The organism is Halopenitus salinus (genome assembly GCF_055397165.1).
Map to the genome: position 1 here is coordinate 1,558,260 of NZ_AP043853.1, position 18,893 is coordinate 1,577,152.

Annotated in this window: 16 protein-coding genes and 1 tRNA gene; 7 read left to right on the plus strand and 10 right to left on the minus strand. The window is 68.4% G+C overall.

Annotated features, from left to right (window positions below):
* Positions 1-131 precede the first annotated feature (131 nt).
* Entirely contained in the window at positions 132-929 is a 798-nt protein-coding gene (locus tag ACZ5YD_RS09620; protein WP_379742944.1) for a creatininase family protein, read from the plus strand.
* 88 nt (positions 930-1,017) lie between these two features.
* Here the strand turns inward: ACZ5YD_RS09620 and ACZ5YD_RS09625 are convergent, their stop codons facing one another.
* Together ACZ5YD_RS09625 and ACZ5YD_RS09630 are read right to left on the minus strand one after the other, a co-directional pair.
* On the minus strand, positions 1,018-1,500 hold the full coding sequence (locus ACZ5YD_RS09625) for a DUF5790 family protein (RefSeq protein WP_379742947.1): 483 nt from the start codon (positions 1,498-1,500) through the stop codon (positions 1,018-1,020).
* A 395-nt stretch (positions 1,501-1,895) separates the two neighbouring features.
* Positions 1,896-1,968, minus strand: a tRNA-Arg gene (locus ACZ5YD_RS09630).
* Between the two features lie 248 nt (positions 1,969-2,216).
* Here ACZ5YD_RS09630 and ACZ5YD_RS09635 point away from each other — a divergent pair.
* Entirely contained in the window at positions 2,217-4,067 is a 1,851-nt protein-coding gene (locus ACZ5YD_RS09635; protein ID WP_379742950.1) for a UvrD-helicase domain-containing protein, read from the plus strand.
* Positions 4,064-5,269, plus strand: coding sequence for a M24 family metallopeptidase (locus tag ACZ5YD_RS09640; RefSeq protein WP_379742952.1), 1,206 nt, complete (start codon positions 4,064-4,066; stop codon positions 5,267-5,269). Before ACZ5YD_RS09635 ends, ACZ5YD_RS09640 begins: the two co-directional genes overlap by 4 nt.
* Before the next feature lie 29 nt (positions 5,270-5,298).
* Here the strand turns inward: ACZ5YD_RS09640 and ACZ5YD_RS09645 are convergent, their stop codons facing one another.
* The 6 genes from ACZ5YD_RS09645 to ACZ5YD_RS09670 are packed head-to-tail and all read right to left on the minus strand — an operon-like array spanning position 5,299 to position 12,060.
* Positions 5,299-6,372, minus strand: coding sequence for an AbrB/MazE/SpoVT family DNA-binding domain-containing protein (locus tag ACZ5YD_RS09645; protein ID WP_379742955.1), 1,074 nt, complete (start codon positions 6,370-6,372; stop codon positions 5,299-5,301).
* A gap of 2 nt (positions 6,373-6,374) precedes the next feature.
* Entirely contained in the window at positions 6,375-7,049 is a 675-nt protein-coding gene (phoU, locus tag ACZ5YD_RS09650) for a phosphate signaling complex protein PhoU (protein ID WP_379742959.1), read from the minus strand.
* A gap of 4 nt (positions 7,050-7,053) precedes the next feature.
* Positions 7,054-8,040 (minus strand): phosphate ABC transporter ATP-binding protein PstB, encoded by a 987-nt coding sequence (gene pstB / locus ACZ5YD_RS09655; protein ID WP_379742962.1) that lies wholly within the window; start codon positions 8,038-8,040, stop codon positions 7,054-7,056.
* The gene (gene pstA, locus ACZ5YD_RS09660; RefSeq protein WP_379742965.1) at positions 8,033-9,655 is read right to left on the minus strand and encodes a phosphate ABC transporter permease PstA; all 1,623 of its coding nucleotides are present in this window, start codon (positions 9,653-9,655) and stop codon (positions 8,033-8,035) included. The genes pstB and pstA overlap by 8 nt, the downstream gene beginning before the upstream one ends.
* Positions 9,655-10,779, minus strand: coding sequence for a phosphate ABC transporter permease subunit PstC (gene pstC / locus ACZ5YD_RS09665; protein ID WP_379742968.1), 1,125 nt, complete (start codon positions 10,777-10,779; stop codon positions 9,655-9,657). The genes pstA and pstC overlap by 1 nt, the downstream gene beginning before the upstream one ends.
* A 57-nt stretch (positions 10,780-10,836) precedes the next feature.
* Entirely contained in the window at positions 10,837-12,060 is a 1,224-nt protein-coding gene (locus ACZ5YD_RS09670) for a substrate-binding domain-containing protein (RefSeq protein ID WP_379742971.1), read from the minus strand.
* Between the two features lie 247 nt (positions 12,061-12,307).
* Here ACZ5YD_RS09670 and ACZ5YD_RS09675 point away from each other — a divergent pair, with 247 nt between their 5' ends.
* Both ACZ5YD_RS09675 and ACZ5YD_RS09680 read left to right on the plus strand, forming a co-directional pair.
* Positions 12,308-13,360: a halo transducer protein gene (locus ACZ5YD_RS09675; RefSeq protein ID WP_379742974.1), complete on the plus strand. Its 1,053-nt coding sequence runs from the start codon at positions 12,308-12,310 to the stop codon at positions 13,358-13,360.
* Between the two features lie 208 nt (positions 13,361-13,568).
* Positions 13,569-14,423 carry a DUF7260 family protein gene (locus ACZ5YD_RS09680; protein ID WP_379742977.1) on the plus strand — a complete coding sequence of 285 codons (855 nt, stop codon included), beginning with the start codon at positions 13,569-13,571 and terminating at the stop codon, positions 14,421-14,423.
* Positions 14,424-14,438: 15 nt separating this feature from the next.
* Here the strand turns inward: ACZ5YD_RS09680 and ACZ5YD_RS09685 are convergent, their stop codons facing one another.
* Positions 14,439-14,729 carry a DUF7533 family protein gene (locus ACZ5YD_RS09685; protein ID WP_379742979.1) on the minus strand — a complete coding sequence of 97 codons (291 nt, stop codon included), beginning with the start codon at positions 14,727-14,729 and terminating at the stop codon, positions 14,439-14,441.
* A gap of 119 nt (positions 14,730-14,848) precedes the next feature.
* On the opposite strand from ACZ5YD_RS09685, the gene ACZ5YD_RS09690 reads away from it, so the two are divergent.
* Entirely contained in the window at positions 14,849-15,490 is a 642-nt protein-coding gene (locus ACZ5YD_RS09690; protein ID WP_379742982.1) for a riboflavin synthase, read from the plus strand.
* A gap of 52 nt (positions 15,491-15,542) precedes the next feature.
* Here the strand turns inward: ACZ5YD_RS09690 and leuS are convergent, their stop codons facing one another.
* The gene (gene leuS, locus ACZ5YD_RS09695) at positions 15,543-18,299 is read right to left on the minus strand and encodes a leucine--tRNA ligase (RefSeq protein WP_379742985.1); all 2,757 of its coding nucleotides are present in this window, start codon (positions 18,297-18,299) and stop codon (positions 15,543-15,545) included.
* Positions 18,300-18,410: 111 nt separating this feature from the next.
* On the opposite strand from leuS, the gene ACZ5YD_RS09700 reads away from it, so the two are divergent.
* The gene (locus tag ACZ5YD_RS09700; protein WP_379742989.1) at positions 18,411-18,878 is read left to right on the plus strand and encodes a DUF2085 domain-containing protein; all 468 of its coding nucleotides are present in this window, start codon (positions 18,411-18,413) and stop codon (positions 18,876-18,878) included.
* The last annotated feature ends 15 nt before the right edge of the window (positions 18,879-18,893 follow it).

Below are 18,893 nucleotides of genomic sequence, written 5' to 3' on the forward strand. Positions count from 1 at the left end.
CCGAACTCGACGACAGAGAGGTCGAATCCGGCGACGGAGCGACGCCGTCGGTGTGAGGAACGTCTCCCACGGAGACGACCGCCGGCTCGAATGACCGCCGGCTATACGGTCCACGGCGCCGGAGAGGGCGTATGCACCTCTCGGAGGCCACCTGGACCGACGTTCGCGACGCCGCGATAGACGCGGCGGTGATCCCGGTCGGCAGCACCGAACAGCACGGCCCCCACGCGCCGCTCGGAACGGACGCCCTCGCCGCGACGGCCGTGGCGAGCGAGGCCGCGGACGTCTACGGAACGCCCAACGACGGGAGCGCGGAGGGGAGCCACGGCGAGCTGCTCGTCGCGCCCACGGTCCCGGTCGGGGTCGCGGAGGAACACCGGGCGTTCGACGGGACGCTCTGGGTGAGCCCGGACACGTTCCGGGCGTACGTCCGCGAGACCGCGGAGTCGCTCGTCCACCACGGGATCGACCGGATCGTCCTCGCGAACGGCCACGGGGGAAACGTCGACGCGCTCGCGGAGGTCGCCCGGCGGTTCTCGCGCGATCCGTCCCACGGAGGCTACGCGGTCGCGTTCACCTGGTTCGAGTCCGTGGGCGAACAGGCGAGCGACATGGGCCACGGCGGGCCGCTCGAGACGGCGCTCCTGCGTGCGACACACCCCGACCTCGTCCGAGAGGATCGGATCGAGGCGGCCGCCGCCGGCGCGGCCGAGCGGTGGGGCGAGTGGGTCGCCGGCGTGAACCTCGCACACGACTCCGCGGAGTTCGCCGAAAACGGCGTGGTGGGCGACCCGCGCGAGGGGGACCGCGAGCGCGGCGAGACGCTCCTCGAACTCGCGAGCGAATCGCTTTCGGAGCTCGCAGCGGCGGTCAGCGATCGCGAGATTGAGAGGAGAAAGGGGGACGGAAGCGACGGACGAACCGAATGAAGGATGCGGACGAGCCGAGTGAAGGGATACGGATAAGCGGGCGGGGCGGCCGGACGTGGATGGGGAGGCGAGGGAGCCGAACGTGGATTCACTCGGCTTCCGCTTCGGTCTCGGCATCGGCGTCGGTCTCCGATCCCTCCTCCGTGTCCTCCGCCTCCGCACCGTCCCCGGAATCCGCCGCCTCGTGGGCGTCCTGAAGCGTCCCGCGGATCGCCGGAACCGTCCCGGTGAGGTCGCCGACGTCGGCCGCCGCGGACTCGAGGTCCTCGATCAGCTCCGCGAGGTCGTCGATCGCGGCCTCCAGGTCATCGGCGTCCTCGAAGGCGTCGGCGCGCTCGCCGAGGACGAAGGCCTTCCTCGCCTGGCGGAGGTGGTCCGCCGCGTCCCCGGCGTCCATCGCGGACTTGAGGCCGTTGAGGACGCCGAGGACGTTTTCGGCCTCCGTCTCCCAGACCGCCTCCGGATCGGGCAGCTCGTCGCGTGCCGCCTCCAGGTGCGTTTCGACCTCCTCGCGCGTCTCGGCGGCCGCCTCGCCGAACAGGTCGTCGTCGTCGAACGTCGCTTGACTCATACGTACTACCTCGCTCCGCCGCGATTTAAAAGCGACCCCGAAAGCGAAAGTGAAACACGCACCGGTAGCCCCTCTCCCCGTCCCCTAACCGACCTCCCGGATCCAGTTTCGCTCCGATCGAGATCCGATCGACGCGTCGATCCGGAACCGAACACGTCACTCGACGACGCGCCGGACCGACACGAACGGTCGCTTCGCTCGTCGTGCAACGTCGCGCAGAAAGGACCGAACGAACATGGAGAAACGACCAAACGGACATTGAGAATACGACCAAACGGACATTGAGAATACGACCAAACGGATAGAAGTAAGCGTCCTGACGGAGTTCCACGCGAGCGAAGCGAGCGTGGAGCAAGTCAGGACGTGAACGTAGTGAGTGCAACGAACGAAGTGAACGTCCTGACGGAGATTTGAACTCCGGTCCCTGGCTCCGCAAGCCAAGAGGATAGTCCACTACCCTATCAGGACTCATCTACCAGTAACCGCGAGGTACTTAAGATGGTTACGGTCCGTCGTCGTGTGTGGGTTCGGGGCTCACGATCGATGGAGAGAGGCTCGTCGAGCGGCGGAGAGACGCTCACGGTCGGTGGAGAAGGGTTCGTCAAAGAGCGGCGATCCGTTCGTCGATCGACGCGGGGCCGGTCCGTTTCGCCCCGATCCGGCGGATCGATCCGAAGCCACGCCGTTTATCCGAGCGCACCCCGTGTAGGGGTACAATGACCGATGCCGACCCGACCGTGACCCGCCTGTTCGGCGGTCCCGGAAGCGGGAAGACGACGGCGCTGCTCGACCGCGTCGACGAGCTGCTCGAGGAGGACGACGTCGACGTGCGTGACGTCCTCGTCGTCTCCTACACCCGTGCCGCCGCCGCCGAGGTCCGCGAACGGCTCGCCGAGCGCCGCGACCTCTCGCCGCGATCCCTGCAGGGTAACGTCTGTACCATGCACGCGAAGGCCTACGAGCTGCTCAACCTCTCGCGTGGCGACGTCGTCGGCGACGACGACAAATCCGAGTTCTGCGAGGAGTTCGGGATCGAGTTCGAGGACGAATACGGGGGGGCCAGCCGCCGCACCGCGCGGTCGACGACGATCGGAAACAAGATCATCGCCACCTCACAGTGGCTGCAACGGACCAAACGCGACGTCGCCGACTGGTACGACGTCCCCTTCCAGTGGAACGTCGAGGAGGTCCGGCTCCCCCCGGAGGTCGACCCCAACGCCCAGGAGGGCAACAAGTACACCCCGACCTGGCCGGCCGACGACGACCGGATCGACGTCCCCGAGGCGATCCGCGCCTGGCGCGCCTACAAGGGCGACAACGAGCTCGTGGGCTTCGCGGACATGCTCGAGCGCGTCGCCCAGCGCTCGCTCGTCCCGAACGTCGACTACCTGGTGATCGACGAGTTCCAGGACATCACCACGCTCCAGTACGACGTCTTCACCGAATGGCGACCGCACATGAAGAAGGCGCTCATCGCGGGCGACGACGACCAGGTCGTCTACGCGTGGCAGGGCGCCGATCCCGACCTCCTGCTCGACACCGACGTCGACGAGGACGTCGTCCTCCCGAACTCCTACCGGCTCCCCTCCCGGATCCTCAACGTCGTCAACGCCGAGATCCGCCACATCGACAAACGCCAGGAGAAGGACCTCAGGCCCCGAAAGGAGGGCGGCATCGTCGAGGGGATCGAGAGCCCGTCCATGCTCGATCTCGTCCGGAACGTCCGATACACGATCGATGACGACGACGGGGACGTGATGTGTCTCTTCCGGGCGCGCTATCAGATGTTCGACTTCATCGACGAGTTCCTCGATCACGGGATTCCCTTCCAGCTGCTCACGGACGGACGGATGTGGACGGACCGGCTCACCGACTACGTCCGCGCCGTCGAGAAGTACAACGACGACGAGCCCGTGACCGGACTGGAGGCCCGACGGCTCGCGGACATGCTTCAGGACTCGACGTTCGGCACGAACGAGCGTGACGACTTCTACGACTACCTCGACGACCGCGAGGAGTCGGCCGAGGTGGAGGACATCACGGCGATCGACATCGAACCGGAGACGATCACGGAGTACGCCCCGTTCATGCCCGACCGGGCGAGCGCGGGCGACATGGTTCGGAAGGTGACGAGCTTCCAGCGCAACTCCATCGGGGCGTACTTCGACGGCGACTACCAGGACGTCGAGCCGGGCCGCGTCCGCGTCGGGACGATCCACTCCGCGAAGGGCCGCGAAGCGGACCACGTCTTCGTCTCGACGGACCTCACGGAGAAGGTGGTCGAACAGCTCGCCGCCTCCGTCGAGGACCCGACCGACGTCGACGGCGTCGAGGAGTTCACGAAGACCACGAGCCCGGTTCCGGTCCTCGCCGACAACGAGCGACGCGTCTTCTACGTCGGAATGTCCCGTGCACGCGAGCGGCTGGTCCTCCTCGAGAACCTGATAAGCGGTGCCCCGACGCTGCCCGTGAGCGTGCTGCTCTACAACGAGCTGCGCGAGGAGCCGATCGAGGAACTGCTCGAGGACGTCCAGGCGGAACTCGCCGCGCCCGAACCCGAACCGTGACCGGCTCGGAGGTCGCGTCCGGCTCGGCCCCCGTCGAGACGGGTCTCACCGCGATCGCCGAGCGGCTCGCGGACGGCGACGCAGACGCGCTCGTCGTGGTCGGCGACCGGTTCGATTCGGACCTCCGGTACCTCTCCCGGGCCGGCACGTTCGACGGACGGGCCGCGATCGCGGTGAGCGAGGACGACGCAGTCCTGTGTCCGCCCGCAGTCGAACGCTTCGACTCGTCCGTTTCGCCAGTCGAGTCGAGGTTCCGTCGAGGGCGGGCGACGAACCCGATCGACCGCTCCGTCCGACCGGTCGACACGGACGACGGCGCGCCGGTCGGCGAGCGAGCCGCCGCGGCGGTCACCGAACTGGTCGGTTCGGGCGCCGACGTCGTCGTTCCCCGAACGCTTCCGCACGACGCCGCGGTCTACCTGAAGCAGGCCGGCCACTCGATCGCCTCGACGACGGCGGTTCGGGAGGCGCGCACGACCAAATCCGACGCGGAGATCGACCGCCTCCGAACCGTCCAAACCGCGGCCACGGCCGCGATGGGCGACGTGGCGGCGATCGTCGCAGAGAGCACGGTCGCTTCGGACGCGTCCGGGAGCCTGTGCTGGCGGGAGGAGCCGCTATCGGCGGAGCGGCTCCGTCGCGAGGCGGATGCGGCGCTGGCTCGCGCCGGGGTCGATCCCGCCGGAAACACGATGGTCGAGGGGTCGCAAGCCGACCGGAACGTGCTGCGAGCCGGCGACCCCATCGTCGTCTCGATCGCGCCGCGTGGCCCTGTGGGCTATCACGGCGCGTTGACCCGGACGTTCGTCGTCGACGGCGACGGCGGGTGGGAACGTCGCGCGCACGTCGCGGGCGAGACGGCCGGAGAGATGGCGGTCGACGCGGCCGATCCCGGCGTCAGGGTCGCGGTCGTGAGCGAGGAGATATCGGCGGAGGTCGGCGCGTACGGGTTCGATCCGGCCCCCGGCGAGTCCGGTTCCGGAGCCGTCGCCGTGGTTCACGGGGTCGGGTTGGACCGCCGCGAGCCGCCGTCGGTCGACGGCGAGACGGAGTTGCGTGCCGGAACGGTGCTCGCGGTCGAGGCCGGCGTTCGCGACCGGGAGAACGGCTCGATCCGACTGCGAGACCTCATGGTCGTGCGCGAGTCGGGCGGCGAGCGCATCGGCGAGTGTCCGAGCGCGCTCGCGCCGGAACGGTATTGAGGCAGACGGGGTCGGTTCTGAGGCGGACGTCACCGACTTGTGGGCCCGATCGCCCCGTCGGGCCGTTCCGTGGGCGGATCGCCTCGACGGATCGCTCGAGAGAGACCGAGTTCGGCGAGGACGCCGCCACGTTCCGCAGTCCGTCGAACCCGGTCCAAGACGGAGCGAAGCTCCGGCGTGTCGCCGTCGTCCTCGGCGAGCCGGCGGTCGAATTCCTCGATCGACTCGCACGTCCGGCTCTGAGCGTCGAGCGCGCGCCGCGCGGCGTCGACGCCCTCGTCCTCGACGACGACGCTCACGCCGTCGGAGACGACCGACCGGGCCTCCTCGGCGAGCTCGCGGATCTCAGCGATCCGTGATTCGGTCGGCGGATCGTCCATCCGCGCCGCGACGGCGTCGATGCCCGTGGCGGCCTCGCGGACGCGTCCGAGCTCGCGCATCGCCGTCCACGACTCGAACAGATCCGGGCGCGTCGTCCCGAGCGCGTCGAGTTCCTCGAGGTCGGCGAGCCCGCGGGCCACCGACCGGTCGATCATCGCCGACAGCCGATCGGCCTGCTCGTCGCGAGCGGTGACGGCCGTCCGATCCTCGGCGTCCGAAAGCGACTCGATCGCCGCCCGCTGCATCGAGTCGACGACGAACCCGAGCTGTCGGAGCGACTGGCGCACAGAGACCTCCTCGGAGTCGAGCAGCATCCGAACGGTCGTGCCCGCGTCCGACTCCTCCGTCACGGACGTCCCAATCCGGCTCCGCTCGATCCGCTCGAGGGCGCGCCGCCGGTCGGGGTCGAGCGGCTCCTCGTGTTCCAGTGTCACCGCCGTGGCCCCGGCCGCGTAGGCCGCCCGAAGCGTGCGCTCGAGGGACGTCGGATCGACGGCCGACGCCGGAACGGAGGCCCGCAACGGGTCGTCGTCCTCGCATCGATCGCGGGTCCCGGTCCGATCGTCGCTCCCGTCTCTCGCCTGGATGGTGAGCACGCCGTCGACGTGGTCGTGGAGCGTCACCGTGTCGCCCGCGTCGATGCCCTCCGCGTCGGCCCACTCCTTCGGCAGGGAGACGGTGTAGGTTCCGTTCCCGACCGTCTGCACCTTGCGCGTCTCCATCGTCAGTAGATCAGCTCCGGATCGCTTTCGACCATGTACAGCGTGCGTGCCGCGACGTTCACGGCGTGGTCGCCGATCCGCTCGAGGTCCCGGATCGTCAACAGCACGCGCGAGACGTCGTCGAGCAGCCGCTCTATCGCCCACGGATCGTCCTCGACGCTGCGTTCTATCAGCTCGCGGGTGACCGTCTCGCTGGCCCGGTGGCAGAGCGCATCGACGTGGTCGTCGTCGTCCGCGATGTGCCGACACGCGTCGACGTCCTCGGCGTCGTACGCCTCGAGGCTCCGCTCGAGGAGCGAGAGCGCCTCCTCGCCGATCGCATCGAGCGCGACGTCGGGGGCCACCGGTCCGTCCGCGGCGATCACGTACTGTGCGAGGTTGACCGCGAGGTCGCCGATCCGCTCGAGGTCGGTGATGATCTTGAACGAGGCCGTGAGGAACCGGAGGTCGCCGGCGACGGGCTGCTGGAGCGCGAACAGGTCGACGCAGTCGTTCTCGAGGGCGAGATACCGATCGTTTATCTCCGCGTCCCCCTCGATGACCGTCCGAGCCAGCGACTCGTCCCCCGTCGAGACGCTCTCGAGGGCCGTTTCGAGCCGGTCGATGACGCGCTCGCCCATCGCGAGCACGTCGGAGCGGATCCCCTCGAGCGCCTCCTGGTAGCGTTCTCGTGGCATGCGATCACCCGAACTTTCCGGTGATGTAGTCCTCCACGCGCTCGCTGTGTGGGTCCTCGAACACCTGGTCCGTGTCGCCGTACTCGACGAGCTCGCCGCCCGTGAGGAACACGGCGGTCTGGTCCGAGATGCGCGCGGCCTGTTGCATGTTGTGCGTGACGATGACGACCGTGTACTCCTCGGCGAGGTCGTCGATCAGGTCCTCGATCTTCGCGGTGGCGATCGGGTCGAGCGCGGACGCGGGCTCGTCCATCAGGATGACCTCGGGGTCGACAGAGAGACAGCGGGCGATACACAGCCGCTGCTGCTGTCCGCCGGAGAGCCCGAGGGCGTTGTCGTCGAGGCGGTCATTCACCTCCTCCCAGAGCGCGGCGTCGCGGAGACACCGCTCCACGAGCCGGTCGCGCTCGGCGTCGTCGCTTCGGTTCAACAGCCGTGCCAGGAGTCCCGTGTCGATGTCGCCGTGCTTCTCCGGACCGTACGCGATGTTCTCGCGGATCGACTTCGGGAAGGGGTTCGGCGACTGGAACACCATGCCGACCCGCTTGCGGAGCTCGACCAGGTTGACGCCGTCCTGGTAGATCTCCTCGTCGTCGATCCGGACCGACCCGTCCACCCGAGCGCTCTTGATCCGGTCGTTCATCCGGTTCAGACACCGGAGAAAGGTCGACTTTCCACAGCCGGACGGGCCGATGAGTGCCGTGACGCTGTTTTTCGGGATCTCGATCGAGACCCCGTTCAGCGCGTGGTCGTCGCCGTAGTGAACGTCGAGGTCCTCGACGGCGAACTTCGCGTCGCCCTCGAACTCGTACTCCCGCCACTCCTCGAGGACGCGCTCGTCGGTCTCGCCGGTCGTCGTCGACGAGCGCCCGGTCGCGGAGTCGTCGCCGATCCCGACGGACGCCGCGTCGGCCCGTTCGGCGGTGTCCGCACCGTTCGTTTCCATGGTGTCAGCGCTGTCCCTCTCCGTGGTTCGGGTGATGTCACTCATGTCGAAGTTGCCTCCGGAAGTAGTACCGCGTGCCGATGCCGATCGCGTAGAACGAAAGCACGACGAGAAGCAGGACGAACGCCGTGGCCCACTGGAACTCCGTGGGGTTCGAGACGTTGTCGCCGAGGCCGACGCCGGCGGTGATCAGGGCGTAGAGCTGGAACGGCAGCGCCGTCGTCGCCTGGAGCAGTTCGGGGTTGGTCACGAACGGCGGCCGGGTCGTGAACGCGAAGCCACCGATGACGTTCGCGGCCTGGTCCCTCGAAACGAACGTCCCGCCGGTCATCGTCAACAGGATCGGCGCCGTCTCGCCGGCGATCCGACCGACGCCGAGGATGACGCCCGTGACGACGCCCGGAAGCGCGGCCGGGACGACCACGCTGCGGATCGTCTGCCACTTCGTGACGCCGAGCGCCGCGCTGGCGTCCCGATACTCGTCGGGAACCGCGATCAGCGCCTCCCGGCTCGTGATGAGCACCAGCGGAAGGAGCATGAACCCGAGCGTCAACATCCCCGAGAGCAGCGACTTGTTCCCGCCGAACCGCGGGACGAGGAACGTGAACCCGAACAGCCCGAAGACGATGCTCGGGGTGCTCCAGAGTCCGTTGGTCGCGATCTCGACGGCCTGCGTCAACCGCCCGCGCTCGGCGTACTCCGTCAGGAAGATCGCCGCCCCGACGCCGAGCGGAACGGCGAAGATCACGGCCCCGACGACGAGCCATATCGTGCCGACGATCGCGGGGAAGACGCCCTGGAAGTCGTTCAAGAGCCCGACGCCGTTGGTCACGAACGGGATCGAGACCGGGAGCGCGACCGAGAGTCCGAACACCGACACGGTCGGTCCCGCGCCGAGGGCGAACTGGGAGCCGTGGAGCAGTCCCGGAATCCCGCGAACGGCAGTGAAGGCGATCAACAGGAACAACACGCCGATGATGGCGCTCGCGTTCACGTAGATGAGGAGGTAGGCCCCCATCCGTCTCCCGCGGGCACCGAAGCCGCCGTACGCCTTCGCCGCGGCCCATCCCGAAAGCAGCGCACACCCGGCCGTCGCGGCCGGAACGAGGAACGAGGCGGTGATGGATGCCTGCTGTTCGAACCCGAGGTCCCACACCCACGACGGGCCGACGATCCCGGTCAGGAACGCGCTTCCGACGACGATCGCCACCGCACCGGCCGGCAGCGTCGACCCGATATCCTCGCGGGTCAGGGCCGTCACCGCGAATGCGATCCCGCCGGCCGCGACGGCGACGGGGAGCCGGAGAAGGAGCCCGGCGTCGAACAGCCACGCCGACGCCATCCCGCCGAGGCCGAACCAGATGAGCGTGAAGGTGGCGGTGGCGACGAGACCGGCGTGCGGGCTCGGTTCGGTCTCGACGTACTCGAGGGACGACCCGACGCCGAAGGCGATGACCGCTCCGCCCAGCACGGCGAGCAGGCCACCGAGCAGGGTGACGGTCGGGACGCCGGCGATCGATCCGCTGATCGAGACGGCGTCGAAAAGCACCGCGACGCCGAACGCGAACAGGGCCACCGCGAGCGCGATCGCGACGCCCGCGACGGCTTCGGTTCCCGTCGTGTCCTCGCGGACCAGCGTGGTCTCGGTGGCGCCGGCCATCAGATCTCACCCCCGAGCTTCTCGTGCATCCGCCACTCGATGTACTGCGAGCCGATCGAGATGCAAAGCACCGTGACGAACAGGATGACGCCCGCGACGAACAGCGCGTCCATCTGCAGCCCGTTCGCGTTTCCGTAGTTGTTCGCGATCAGCGAGGTGAGCGTCTCCTGACCGTAGAACACGTTGTACAGCGGGTCGGTGAGCTGGGGCACGCCCCGAAGCATCACCGTCGCCGCCATCGTCTCCCCGATGGCGCGCCCGACGCCGAGCAGGACGGCCGCCGAGACGCCCGAGAACGCGGCGGGGATCGTGATCGACGTCATCGTCTGCCAGTCGGTGGTGCCCATCGCGAGCGACCCGCTCTTCATCGACTCGGGGACGCTGCTCAGCGCGTCCTCGGCGACCGAGACGACGGTCGGCAGCGCCATCAGCCCGACCACGATCCCGACGAACAGGTACGAACCCTGACCGGTGGTCCGAAACTGGGCCGACGCCCACGGGCTCAGGATGGTGAACCCGATGAAGCCGTAGACGATCGACGGAATCCCGGCGAGGATCTCGACGCCCGGCTTGACGGCCTCGCGAACGGCACTCGGCGCGATCTCGGAGAGGAAGAGCGCCGCCGCGACGCCGAGCGGGGCGGCGACCATCGTTGCGATCGTCGTCACCATCACGGTCCCGTGGATCATCGGGACCATCGAGTACCGGATCGGGTCCGAGACCGCGTCCCAGCGCGTCTGGGTGAACAGCCGCAGACCCGGGACCGAGACGCCGAACACCGTCGCCGATTCGTAGTACAGCACGGGGATCGACTCGACGAAGATGAACACGGTGATGAAAAGCAGTATGAGGAGGGTCGAGACGGTCATCGAGAGGGTCAACACCCGGGCGGTTACTCCCTGGTACCGGATCCAGCCGTACCCGGCGGCCGCCAGGAACGCGACAAAGGGGAGGGCCGCAAGCGGCGACGCGAGCAGGAACCCGACGAGCGAGGCCAAGAGCGCGACGGTCATCGTGCCCACGGTGACGAGCGCGCCCGTCGCGGTCTCCTCGCGGAACGCGCGGAGCCGTCGACGCCATCGCGTCACCGCGGCGTCGGTTCGTGTATCGGTTGTATGAGACATGATGAAATACGGATGAGAGTCGTTCGCGGCGCGTCCCGCCTCAGATCGCCGTCCGGATCACGCCGGATCCGGAAGCTTCTCCGCCTCGGCTTCGATGTCGGCCGTCGGAAGCGGGATGTAGTTGTTGTCCTCGACGAAGACGGTCTGGCCGAAATCGGTCAGGAACATGTTCAAGAACGCCCCTTCGCGACGATCCGTACCGTTCGGCGTTTCCTCGGTGACCTTCGTGTACATGTGGAGGTCCCGGTTGAGCGGGTACTCGCTGTCGAAGATCGTGTTCTCGGCGTCCCGGTCCGGTTCGTAGACCGTCCCGTCGAAATCGATCGCGATCGGTTGGACGGCGTCGCTCGTGAACGCGAGCGCCATGTATGCGATCGCTCCGTCGTTGTTGGCGACGGCCTCGGCGACCTGCTGGTTCTGCCCGAACCGGGTGTCGACGCCGGACATCGAGGCGTCGGCGCTGCCGAGCATGTTCAGCCGGAAGGAGGTGTCCGTTCCAGAGCCCTCGGCGCGACCGATGACGTAGATCTCCTGATCGGGACCGCCGATCTCCGACCAGTTCGTTATCTCGTCCTGGTAGATCTGCCGGACCTGCTCTCCGGTGAGCTGCTGGACGCCGTTGTCGTAGACGTCGCTGCTCACGACGACCGGCTGGCCGTCACGCCCGACGACGTGGTCGACGAACTGCTCGTCCGCCTCGGACTCGCTGAGCCCGAGTTCGGCCGTTATCGGCCCCGACGAGTTGCCGATGTCGACGAGCTCGTCGCGAACCGCCTCACATCCCGTTCCCGAGTGGCTCAGGCTCACGGTCGTGTTGTAGGGGGGGTTCGACCGCTCCCCGGTCGCCTCGAAGCCGAACTGGCTGGCGAAGTAGTCGGCGAGGTGCATGTCCGTCCCGATCTCGTCCCACCCCGGCACGGACGTCTCGTCGTTCGATCCCCAGTACTCGCCGTCGCTCGGCGGCGCGTTGGCGTTCCAATAGGAGGCGCCCGTATTCGAGATCGGGTACACCGTCGAGGATCCCTCGGCGGTGAGAAGCGCCTGCCCGCCGCCGTTTCCGTCGTCGCCACCGTTGCCGCTCCCGCCGCGTCCACCATCGTTACCGTTGCCGCCGCCGTTCCCGCTCCCGCCGCCGTTTCCACCGCTGCCGCCGTTTCCGCCACCACCGCCGTTACCGGTACTGCCGGTGCAGCCCGCCAGCCCCGCCGACCCGACGACGCCGGAGGTGACCAGAAACTTCCGCCGTGATACGCCGTTTTCAGCCCAGTTACGGTCAGACATCACCAGAACGATCCGGAGGTCCTTGTAAACGGGTTTATATTTCTGATATGTCCACGTCCGGATTCGTTCGGAGACGAGGGTATCGGTACGTGTCCGTACCGATCGGAAGGGTCCAGTACTGATCGGAGCGGTGCAGTACGAACGTTCCGTATCCCTATATAGTCGTTCGGAACGGTACTGGGGGAAACGGTCCGTAACGATAGGTTCTGACGGAAGCTATACACGAGGTCGGCCGGAATTCCCGCTCGTGACCGAGACAGACCGCCCCGATCCGGACACCGTCGACACTGCACCGACCGCACAGTCGATCCTCGACCGGGAGCCGACGGTCGAGTCGGTCGTCGAGGCCGTCGCCGAGGGGACCGACCGCGATCCGGAGGCGATCCGCCGGTCGCTGGACCCGTTCGCGGAGGACGACGTTCTCACGGCCGAAGCGGTCGAGGAGACCGTCTCGGACGTCTCGAAGATCCTCGCCACGGCCGAGACGCGGGTCGACCTCGCCGCGCTCGACGCCGATGACGCTCGGGCCGCCGCCGCAGCCGTGACCGACCTCGACGTCGTCGATGCCCGACTGCGAGGGTTCGATGACCGCCTCGCCGCCCTCGAGCGCCGGACCGACGAGCTCGGCCGGTCCGTCGGGGCGGCCCCCGACGAACTCGAGACGCCATCGGCCCTCCACCGATCGGCGGTCGAACTGCGCGAGACGGCGGCCGACGCACAGCGTGTCGTTCGGGTCGCCGACGACCTCGCCAGCGACCTCGAGGCGTTCGAGTCCTGGCTCAGTTCGCCGGATCGACGAACCGAGGAGCTCGCGGCCGACGTCGAGGCCCTCGAGGAGGCCCTCGTCGATCTTTCGTCCGTAGCCGACCGGATCGACGAGCGGACGGCGGCCGATGAGGAGGGACCCGATGTGGACGAGGAGGGGGCGTTCGAGACCGACGGTGAGGAGTGGACGTCCGAGACCGACGGTGAGACGAGCCACGCGGCCGAGTGGGCGGACGCCACGGTTCGAGCGCGCGTTCTCGAGCTGTTGGTGGCCGACCTTCGGGCCGAGGAGGACGACATCCGAACGTGGGCCGCCCGCGAGAACGCGTCGGTCCCCGAGTCGCTTCGACGGCGGATCGACGCCGCGGATCGACGTCTCTCGATGCTCTCGACGACTCTTTCGGACTTGGCAGCCCCCGACTGGCACGACCGATTCGCGGAGCGCCTCGCGGCGACCGACCGAGCGCTGGCACGGTTCGATCCGCCCGTCGCCTGGGGCCGGGTGCGCGAGGAGATGGCGGAACCCACCGCGTGAACTCCCGTCCGCCCGGACACGACGCGCCGACGTCACTTCGCGCGTGTGCGGCCACCACGGTTCCGCCCGGCCGAATCGGGCGATACCGACCGATCCCCACGGTTCCGCAGGGAGTCCGCCGCCGGGTCTATATAGCACCCCGTAGTCTCGGCACCCCTCCGTAGCGATCTTATAAGCGATTAACCCCTCGCCGCCCGCGTGCGATCGTATGTCAACCGGATCGAAGCGGGCCGGGGACGACGGTGGTGAACGGAGGAAGGAGGACGCCCGGAACGACGGCAGCCTCGACCCCGAACGCACACGCGATCGACTCGAATCGATGCGTGGAGCGCTCCGAACCGAGCGACGGCGCCTGGTCGACGAGCGGCAGGCATTCGGCGCCTTTCGAAAGCGACTCTCGGAGATCGATCCGGGCCAGCCGCCGACGGGACGGTCCGCCGGCTCGCGAGTCGTCGGGACGGCCCCAGCCCGCTCGGTCTCGCCCGGGCTCGTCGCCGTTCGCGACGCCTACGAGGAGACGGTGATGAGCGTTCCCCACTACGCCGAGGACTACGACGACACCTACCCGGAGAGCCTCGAGGCCGAGTTCGGCGCGGGGATGGCCGCGGCGCTCACTCGCGGATCGGCGCTCGATCCCTCGCTCAAACGCGAGCTTTCGGGGGCGGCCGGCCGGCTCCGGGAGAACCGGGACGCGTTCGTCGGGACGCTGGATACGGAGGCGTCGTCGCTTTCCGCCCGCTCCGACCGACTCTTGGAACTCGATGCGGAACTCCAGGGGATCGCGAACGCCGAGTTCGGGGACATGGACTTCGGCGCCCTCGACGCCCACCGCGCACGGATCGAGGCTCTTCGGGACCGATGTGAGGAGGACGTCCGCGAGCGCCAGGAGACGATCCACGAACAGCGCCGCGAGCTTCGGGTGCCCGGCGACAGCCCCGACGTGCCCCGATACCTCTACCGCGAGCAGCCGGCACGACATCCGATCCTCTCGATGCTCGCGGACCGGATAGACCGGCTGGACGCGCTGCGGTCGACCGTCGAGACGGCGATGGCCCGGCGGTGAGAACGAGCCCGACGTTCACTCCTCGAGCGAATCGGCGGCGTCGCTCGAGACCGACTCCGCCCCCTCCTCCTCGTCCCTCGTCGATCGAAGTCGCTGCGGAAGCAGTCCGGCGAGCAGCCCGCGGAGGATCCGCTCGGGGTCCAGGAAGTACTGCGGGAGGACGACCATCGCGACGGCGACGACCACCATGGCGGCGCCGAGGGCCGTCTCGCCGTCGAGCGCGCGCATCACGCCGTAGTTCGCGACCGGCAGCGCGAACACGAGCGTGGTCGCGAGCCCGATGGTGTCCAGGATTCCGAATCGCATCGGCGATCGGTAGCCCGCGACGCCGTATAAGCGACGCGAAGCGACCGATTCGAGTGGACGGCGTCGGACCCACCGTCGTCACGCGACAACGACTTCACGCCCCGTCCCGAATTCCGCGTATGTTCACCGGGATCGTCGAAACCGTCGGCGAGGTCGTCGACGTCGACCGGACCGCGGACGGACGACGGCTCACGATCGCCGCGGAGGGGTTTCGCGACCTCTCCCACGGGCAGTCGATAAGCGTCAGCGGCGTCTGTCTCACCGTCGAGGCGCACGGTTCGGAGGTGGCCGGCGGGGATCCGGACGACACCGGAGGCGTCCACGGCGACGTCGGCGTCTTCGAGGTGTTCCTGGCGAGCGAGACCGTCGATCGGACCTATCTCGGCGAGCTCGGGGCCGGGGACGCGGTCAACCTCGAGCGTGCAATGCCGGCCGACGGACGCTTCGACGGCCACCTCGTGCAGGGCCACGTCGACGCCGTGGCGACGGTCGAGACGATCGACTCGGTCGGCGAGGACTGGCGGTTCGAGTTCTCGATCCCGCCGGATCAGGGCCGCTACGTGGTCGAGAAGGGGTCCGTCGCGCTCGACGGCATCTCGCTGACCGTGGCCGAACGCGGCGAGGACGCCCTCGAGGTCGCGATCATCCCGGCCACCTACGAGCTGACCACGCTCTCGGGGAAGTCGCCCGGCGATCCGGTACACCTGGAGGTCGACGTGATCGCGAAGTACGTCGAGGGGATGGTCGACGGCTACGAATAGAACGATCAGGGGAGCTACCGTCCGACCCGGAGAGCCACGTCCCGGCCCGCACTCACTCCGCGATGTCGATCGCGGGACGTCCCGGCTCCGCCGTGCGCGAGACGTCGTCGGCCGCCTCATCGGCGCGGACGACTCGGACGGGGGCGTCGAACTCGCGTTCGATCAGCCAGGCGGCCGAGCGGAGCGCCTCGTACTCCGCGTCGCCGCGCAGCGTCATCGAGAGGGCCTCGCGGTTCTCCTGGAGGTCCTGTCCGTAGGACGCGGCGGCGTCACCCTGCTCGCGGATGTGGGATTCGCCCATCAGCTCGCCGATCAGGTTGTCGGCGTCGCTGTCGATCGCGATCTCGAGGGCGTCGTACTTCCAGTCGGGCGCGACGACGACGTCGATCGACTCGGGGTCCTCGATGCCGGCGACGTCGACGATCTGTCTGACGTCCTCGCGGGTGTTCTCGACGAGTCGACGGCGCTTCTCGGCCGTCTCGCGGTCGACCTCGGCGGTCGGCCAGTCGGCGCCGGCAACCACGCCGTCCCCGACGAGCGAGGAGGCGTCATCGGCCGCGGGGTCGCCGCCGTGAAGCCGGGCGTACAGGTCCTCCGAGAGGTGTGGCGCCACGGGCGCCAGAAGCCGGACCGCGACGGAGAGGCCGCGGCCGAGAACCTCCGGATCCGGCTCGTCGGCGTACTCGGCGTAGCTCCGGAGCGTGCCGACGAGTCCCTGTGTCTCGCGCAGGGCCGTGTTGAACGTGAGGTCGTCGTACTCCTCCGTCGCGACCGCGATCGTGGCGTCGATCTCGTCGGCCACGTATCCCGCGATCGGGTCCCCGGGATCAGCAGTGGCCGACGCGTCGGCGGTGGCCGCCGAGGCGGTTCCCGTTTCGACCGGGGCGATCGCGTCGGCGTGGTCCTCGACGAGGGACCGCAGCCGGGCCAAAAAGCGGTTGGTCGAGCGGACGCCCTCCTCGGACCAGTCGAAGTCGCGTTCGGGCTGGGCCGCCTGCATCATGAACAGGCGGGCGGTGTCGGCGCCGTACTCCTCGACGATCCGCTGGGGGGAGACGACGTTGCCCTTCGATTTCGACATCTTCTCGCCCTCGAGTTGGACCATGCCCTGCGCCAGCAGGTTCTCGAACGGCTCGCGGTGGTCGAGGCCCTCGTGGTCGGCGAGCACCTTCGTGAAAAATCGGCTGTACAGCAGGTGCATGACCGCGTGTTCGATGCCGCCGACGTACTGGTCGACGGGCATCCAGTCGTTGGCACGCTCGAGGTCGAAGGGCGCGTCCGAAAGTTCGGGCGAGACGTACCGCAGGAAGTACCACGAGGAGTCGACGAAGGTGTCCATCGTGTCGGTCTCTCGTTCGGCCGGGGCGCCGCACTCCGGACAGGTCGTCTCCTTCCACTCGCCGGCGGCGTCGAGCGGGTTGCCGGTGGTGTTGATGAACTCGGGAAGCTCGACTGGCAGGTCCTCCTCGGGAACCATCACGGGACCGCAGTCCGGGCAGTGGACGACCGGGATCGGCGTTCCCCAGTAGCGCTGGCGGGAGATCCCCCAGTCGCGGAGCTGGTACTGGGTCGCCTCCTCGGCGCCCTCGACGTCCGCGGTCAGCCGCTCGCGGGCCGTCTCGCTGTCGAGGCCGTCGTACTCCCCGGAGTTGATCAGGACGCCGTCCTCGGTGAAGGCGGCCTCCTCGACGTCGGGGGCGGTCGGCTCATCGTCGTCAGATCCCCCGTCCTCGTCGGGTGCGGGTGCGATGACGGGGCGGATCTCGATGTCCTTCTTCCTCGCGAAGGCGTGGTCGCGCTCGTCGTGGGCGGGGACGGCCATCAGCGCGCCGGTTCCGACCTCCGAGAGGACGAAGTCGGCGACGTAGACGGGGATGTCCTCGCCGGTGACGGGGTTCCTCGCGACGAGGTCGGTCTCGACGCCGTTCGGCTCGTCGCCGTCCGGGTCGGCCTCCTCCTCGATGAACCGGCGGACGTCCACGTCCGTTTCGGCCAGCTCCTCGCTGATCGGGTGGTCGGGCGCGAGCGCGAAGAAGGTCGCGCCGTGGATCGTGTCGACGCGCGTCGTGAACGCCTCGACGCCGCCGTGGCCCTCGATCTCGAACTCCAGTTCGGTCCCGTACTGGCGGCCGATCCAGTTGCGCTGCATCTGTCTGACCGAGTTCGGCCACCCCTCCAGATCGTCGATGTACTCGAGGAGCTCGTCGGCGTACTCGGTGATCTTCAGGAACCACTGGTCGAGTTCGCGGGTCTCGACGGGCGTGTCACACCGCCAGCACAGCTCCGCGTCGCCCTCGACCTGCTCGTCGGCGAGGACGGTCTCACAGGAGGGACACCAGTTCACCTCGGCGTCGCGGCGCTCGACGAGCCCCTCCTCGTGGAATCGGGTGAAGAGCCACTGGTTCCACCGGTAGTAGTCGGGGGTGCAGGTCGTGATCTCGCGGTCCCAGTCGTAGCCGAAGCCCATCGACCGCATCTGGCCTTTCATCGTGTCGATGCAGTCGAACGTCCAGTCGCGGGGGTTGGTGTCGCGCTCCTTGGCGGCGTTCTCCGCCGGGAGGCCGAAGGCGTCCCACCCCATCGGGTGGAGCACGTCGTCGCCGCGCAGCCGGCGGTAGCGGGCGTAGGCGTCCGTGATCGTGTAGTTCCGGACGTGGCCCATGTGCAGCTTCCCCGAGGGGTACGGGTACATCCCGAGGACGTAGGTCGGGTCCTCGACGCCGTCGGGCGTGCGATACGCGTCCGTCTCGTCCCACGCGTCCTGCCACCGGCGCTCGATCGCCGCGTGGTCGTATCCCTCGTCGCTCATCTGTTTATATACGCGTGGTGGCGTCTCCGCCCTATACCTTTCCATCCGCGGGGCGAACGTGACCTCAACGTCGTCCGGATCCTTTTGGTCCGTCGACTCTACCCCGAAAACGTGAACCACGACGTCCTCCGGCGGGAACTTCGGGAGGGGCTCGCCGAGACGCGTCGCTATTTGCTCTCGCATCACGAGCCGGCGGAGTACGACCGGTGTCACCGCCTGCGTGTCGGATCGAGGACGGTACACCTCTGCGCGCGGTGTTCCGGGATCTACCCGGGGATCCTCGCCGGGATCGCGATTTTTCTGTTGGGAGTCGGAAGCTCCGGGATCCAGATCGCGGCGATCGCCGTCCTGCCGCTCTTCGCGCTCGTCGACTGGGCGGCCACGACGTTTCGGCCGATCACGGGGTCGAACCGGATCCGGACGATCACGGGCGGACTGTTGGGGATCGCCTACGGACTCGGGCTCGGTCGACTCCTCCTCGGCGGCGATCTCCGGGTGCTCGCCGTCGGAGTCGGGTACGGCGTCCTCGCGGCCGTGTTGCTCGTGTGGGAGCGGCGAGGAGAATCCGAGGCGGACTGATCGGCACCCATTTAT

What these genes read in the sequence shown, in the direction of transcription:
- phoU (WP_379742959.1), bottom strand. Translation starts at nt 7,049, where the DNA reads ATGCCACGAGAACGCTACCAGGAGGCGCTCGAGGGGATCCGCTCCGAC.
- ACZ5YD_RS09690 (WP_379742982.1), top strand. Translation starts at nt 14,849, where the DNA reads ATGTTCACCGGGATCGTCGAAACCGTCGGCGAGGTCGTCGACGTCGAC.
- ACZ5YD_RS09620 (WP_379742944.1), top strand. Translation starts at nt 132, where the DNA reads ATGCACCTCTCGGAGGCCACCTGGACCGACGTTCGCGACGCCGCGATA.
- ACZ5YD_RS09625 (WP_379742947.1), bottom strand. Translation starts at nt 1,500, where the DNA reads ATGAGTCAAGCGACGTTCGACGACGACGACCTGTTCGGCGAGGCGGCC.
- ACZ5YD_RS09685 (WP_379742979.1), bottom strand. Translation starts at nt 14,729, where the DNA reads ATGCGATTCGGAATCCTGGACACCATCGGGCTCGCGACCACGCTCGTG.
- ACZ5YD_RS09645 (WP_379742955.1), bottom strand. Translation starts at nt 6,372, where the DNA reads ATGGAGACGCGCAAGGTGCAGACGGTCGGGAACGGAACCTACACCGTC.
- ACZ5YD_RS09670 (WP_379742971.1), bottom strand. Translation starts at nt 12,060, where the DNA reads ATGTCTGACCGTAACTGGGCTGAAAACGGCGTATCACGGCGGAAGTTT.
- ACZ5YD_RS09680 (WP_379742977.1), top strand. Translation starts at nt 13,569, where the DNA reads ATGTCAACCGGATCGAAGCGGGCCGGGGACGACGGTGGTGAACGGAGG.
- leuS (WP_379742985.1), bottom strand. Translation starts at nt 18,299, where the DNA reads ATGAGCGACGAGGGATACGACCACGCGGCGATCGAGCGCCGGTGGCAG.
- pstC (WP_379742968.1), bottom strand. Translation starts at nt 10,779, where the DNA reads ATGTCTCATACAACCGATACACGAACCGACGCCGCGGTGACGCGATGG.
- pstA (WP_379742965.1), bottom strand. Translation starts at nt 9,655, where the DNA reads ATGGCCGGCGCCACCGAGACCACGCTGGTCCGCGAGGACACGACGGGA.
- ACZ5YD_RS09635 (WP_379742950.1), top strand. Translation starts at nt 2,217, where the DNA reads ATGACCGATGCCGACCCGACCGTGACCCGCCTGTTCGGCGGTCCCGGA.
- pstB (WP_379742962.1), bottom strand. Translation starts at nt 8,040, where the DNA reads ATGAGTGACATCACCCGAACCACGGAGAGGGACAGCGCTGACACCATG.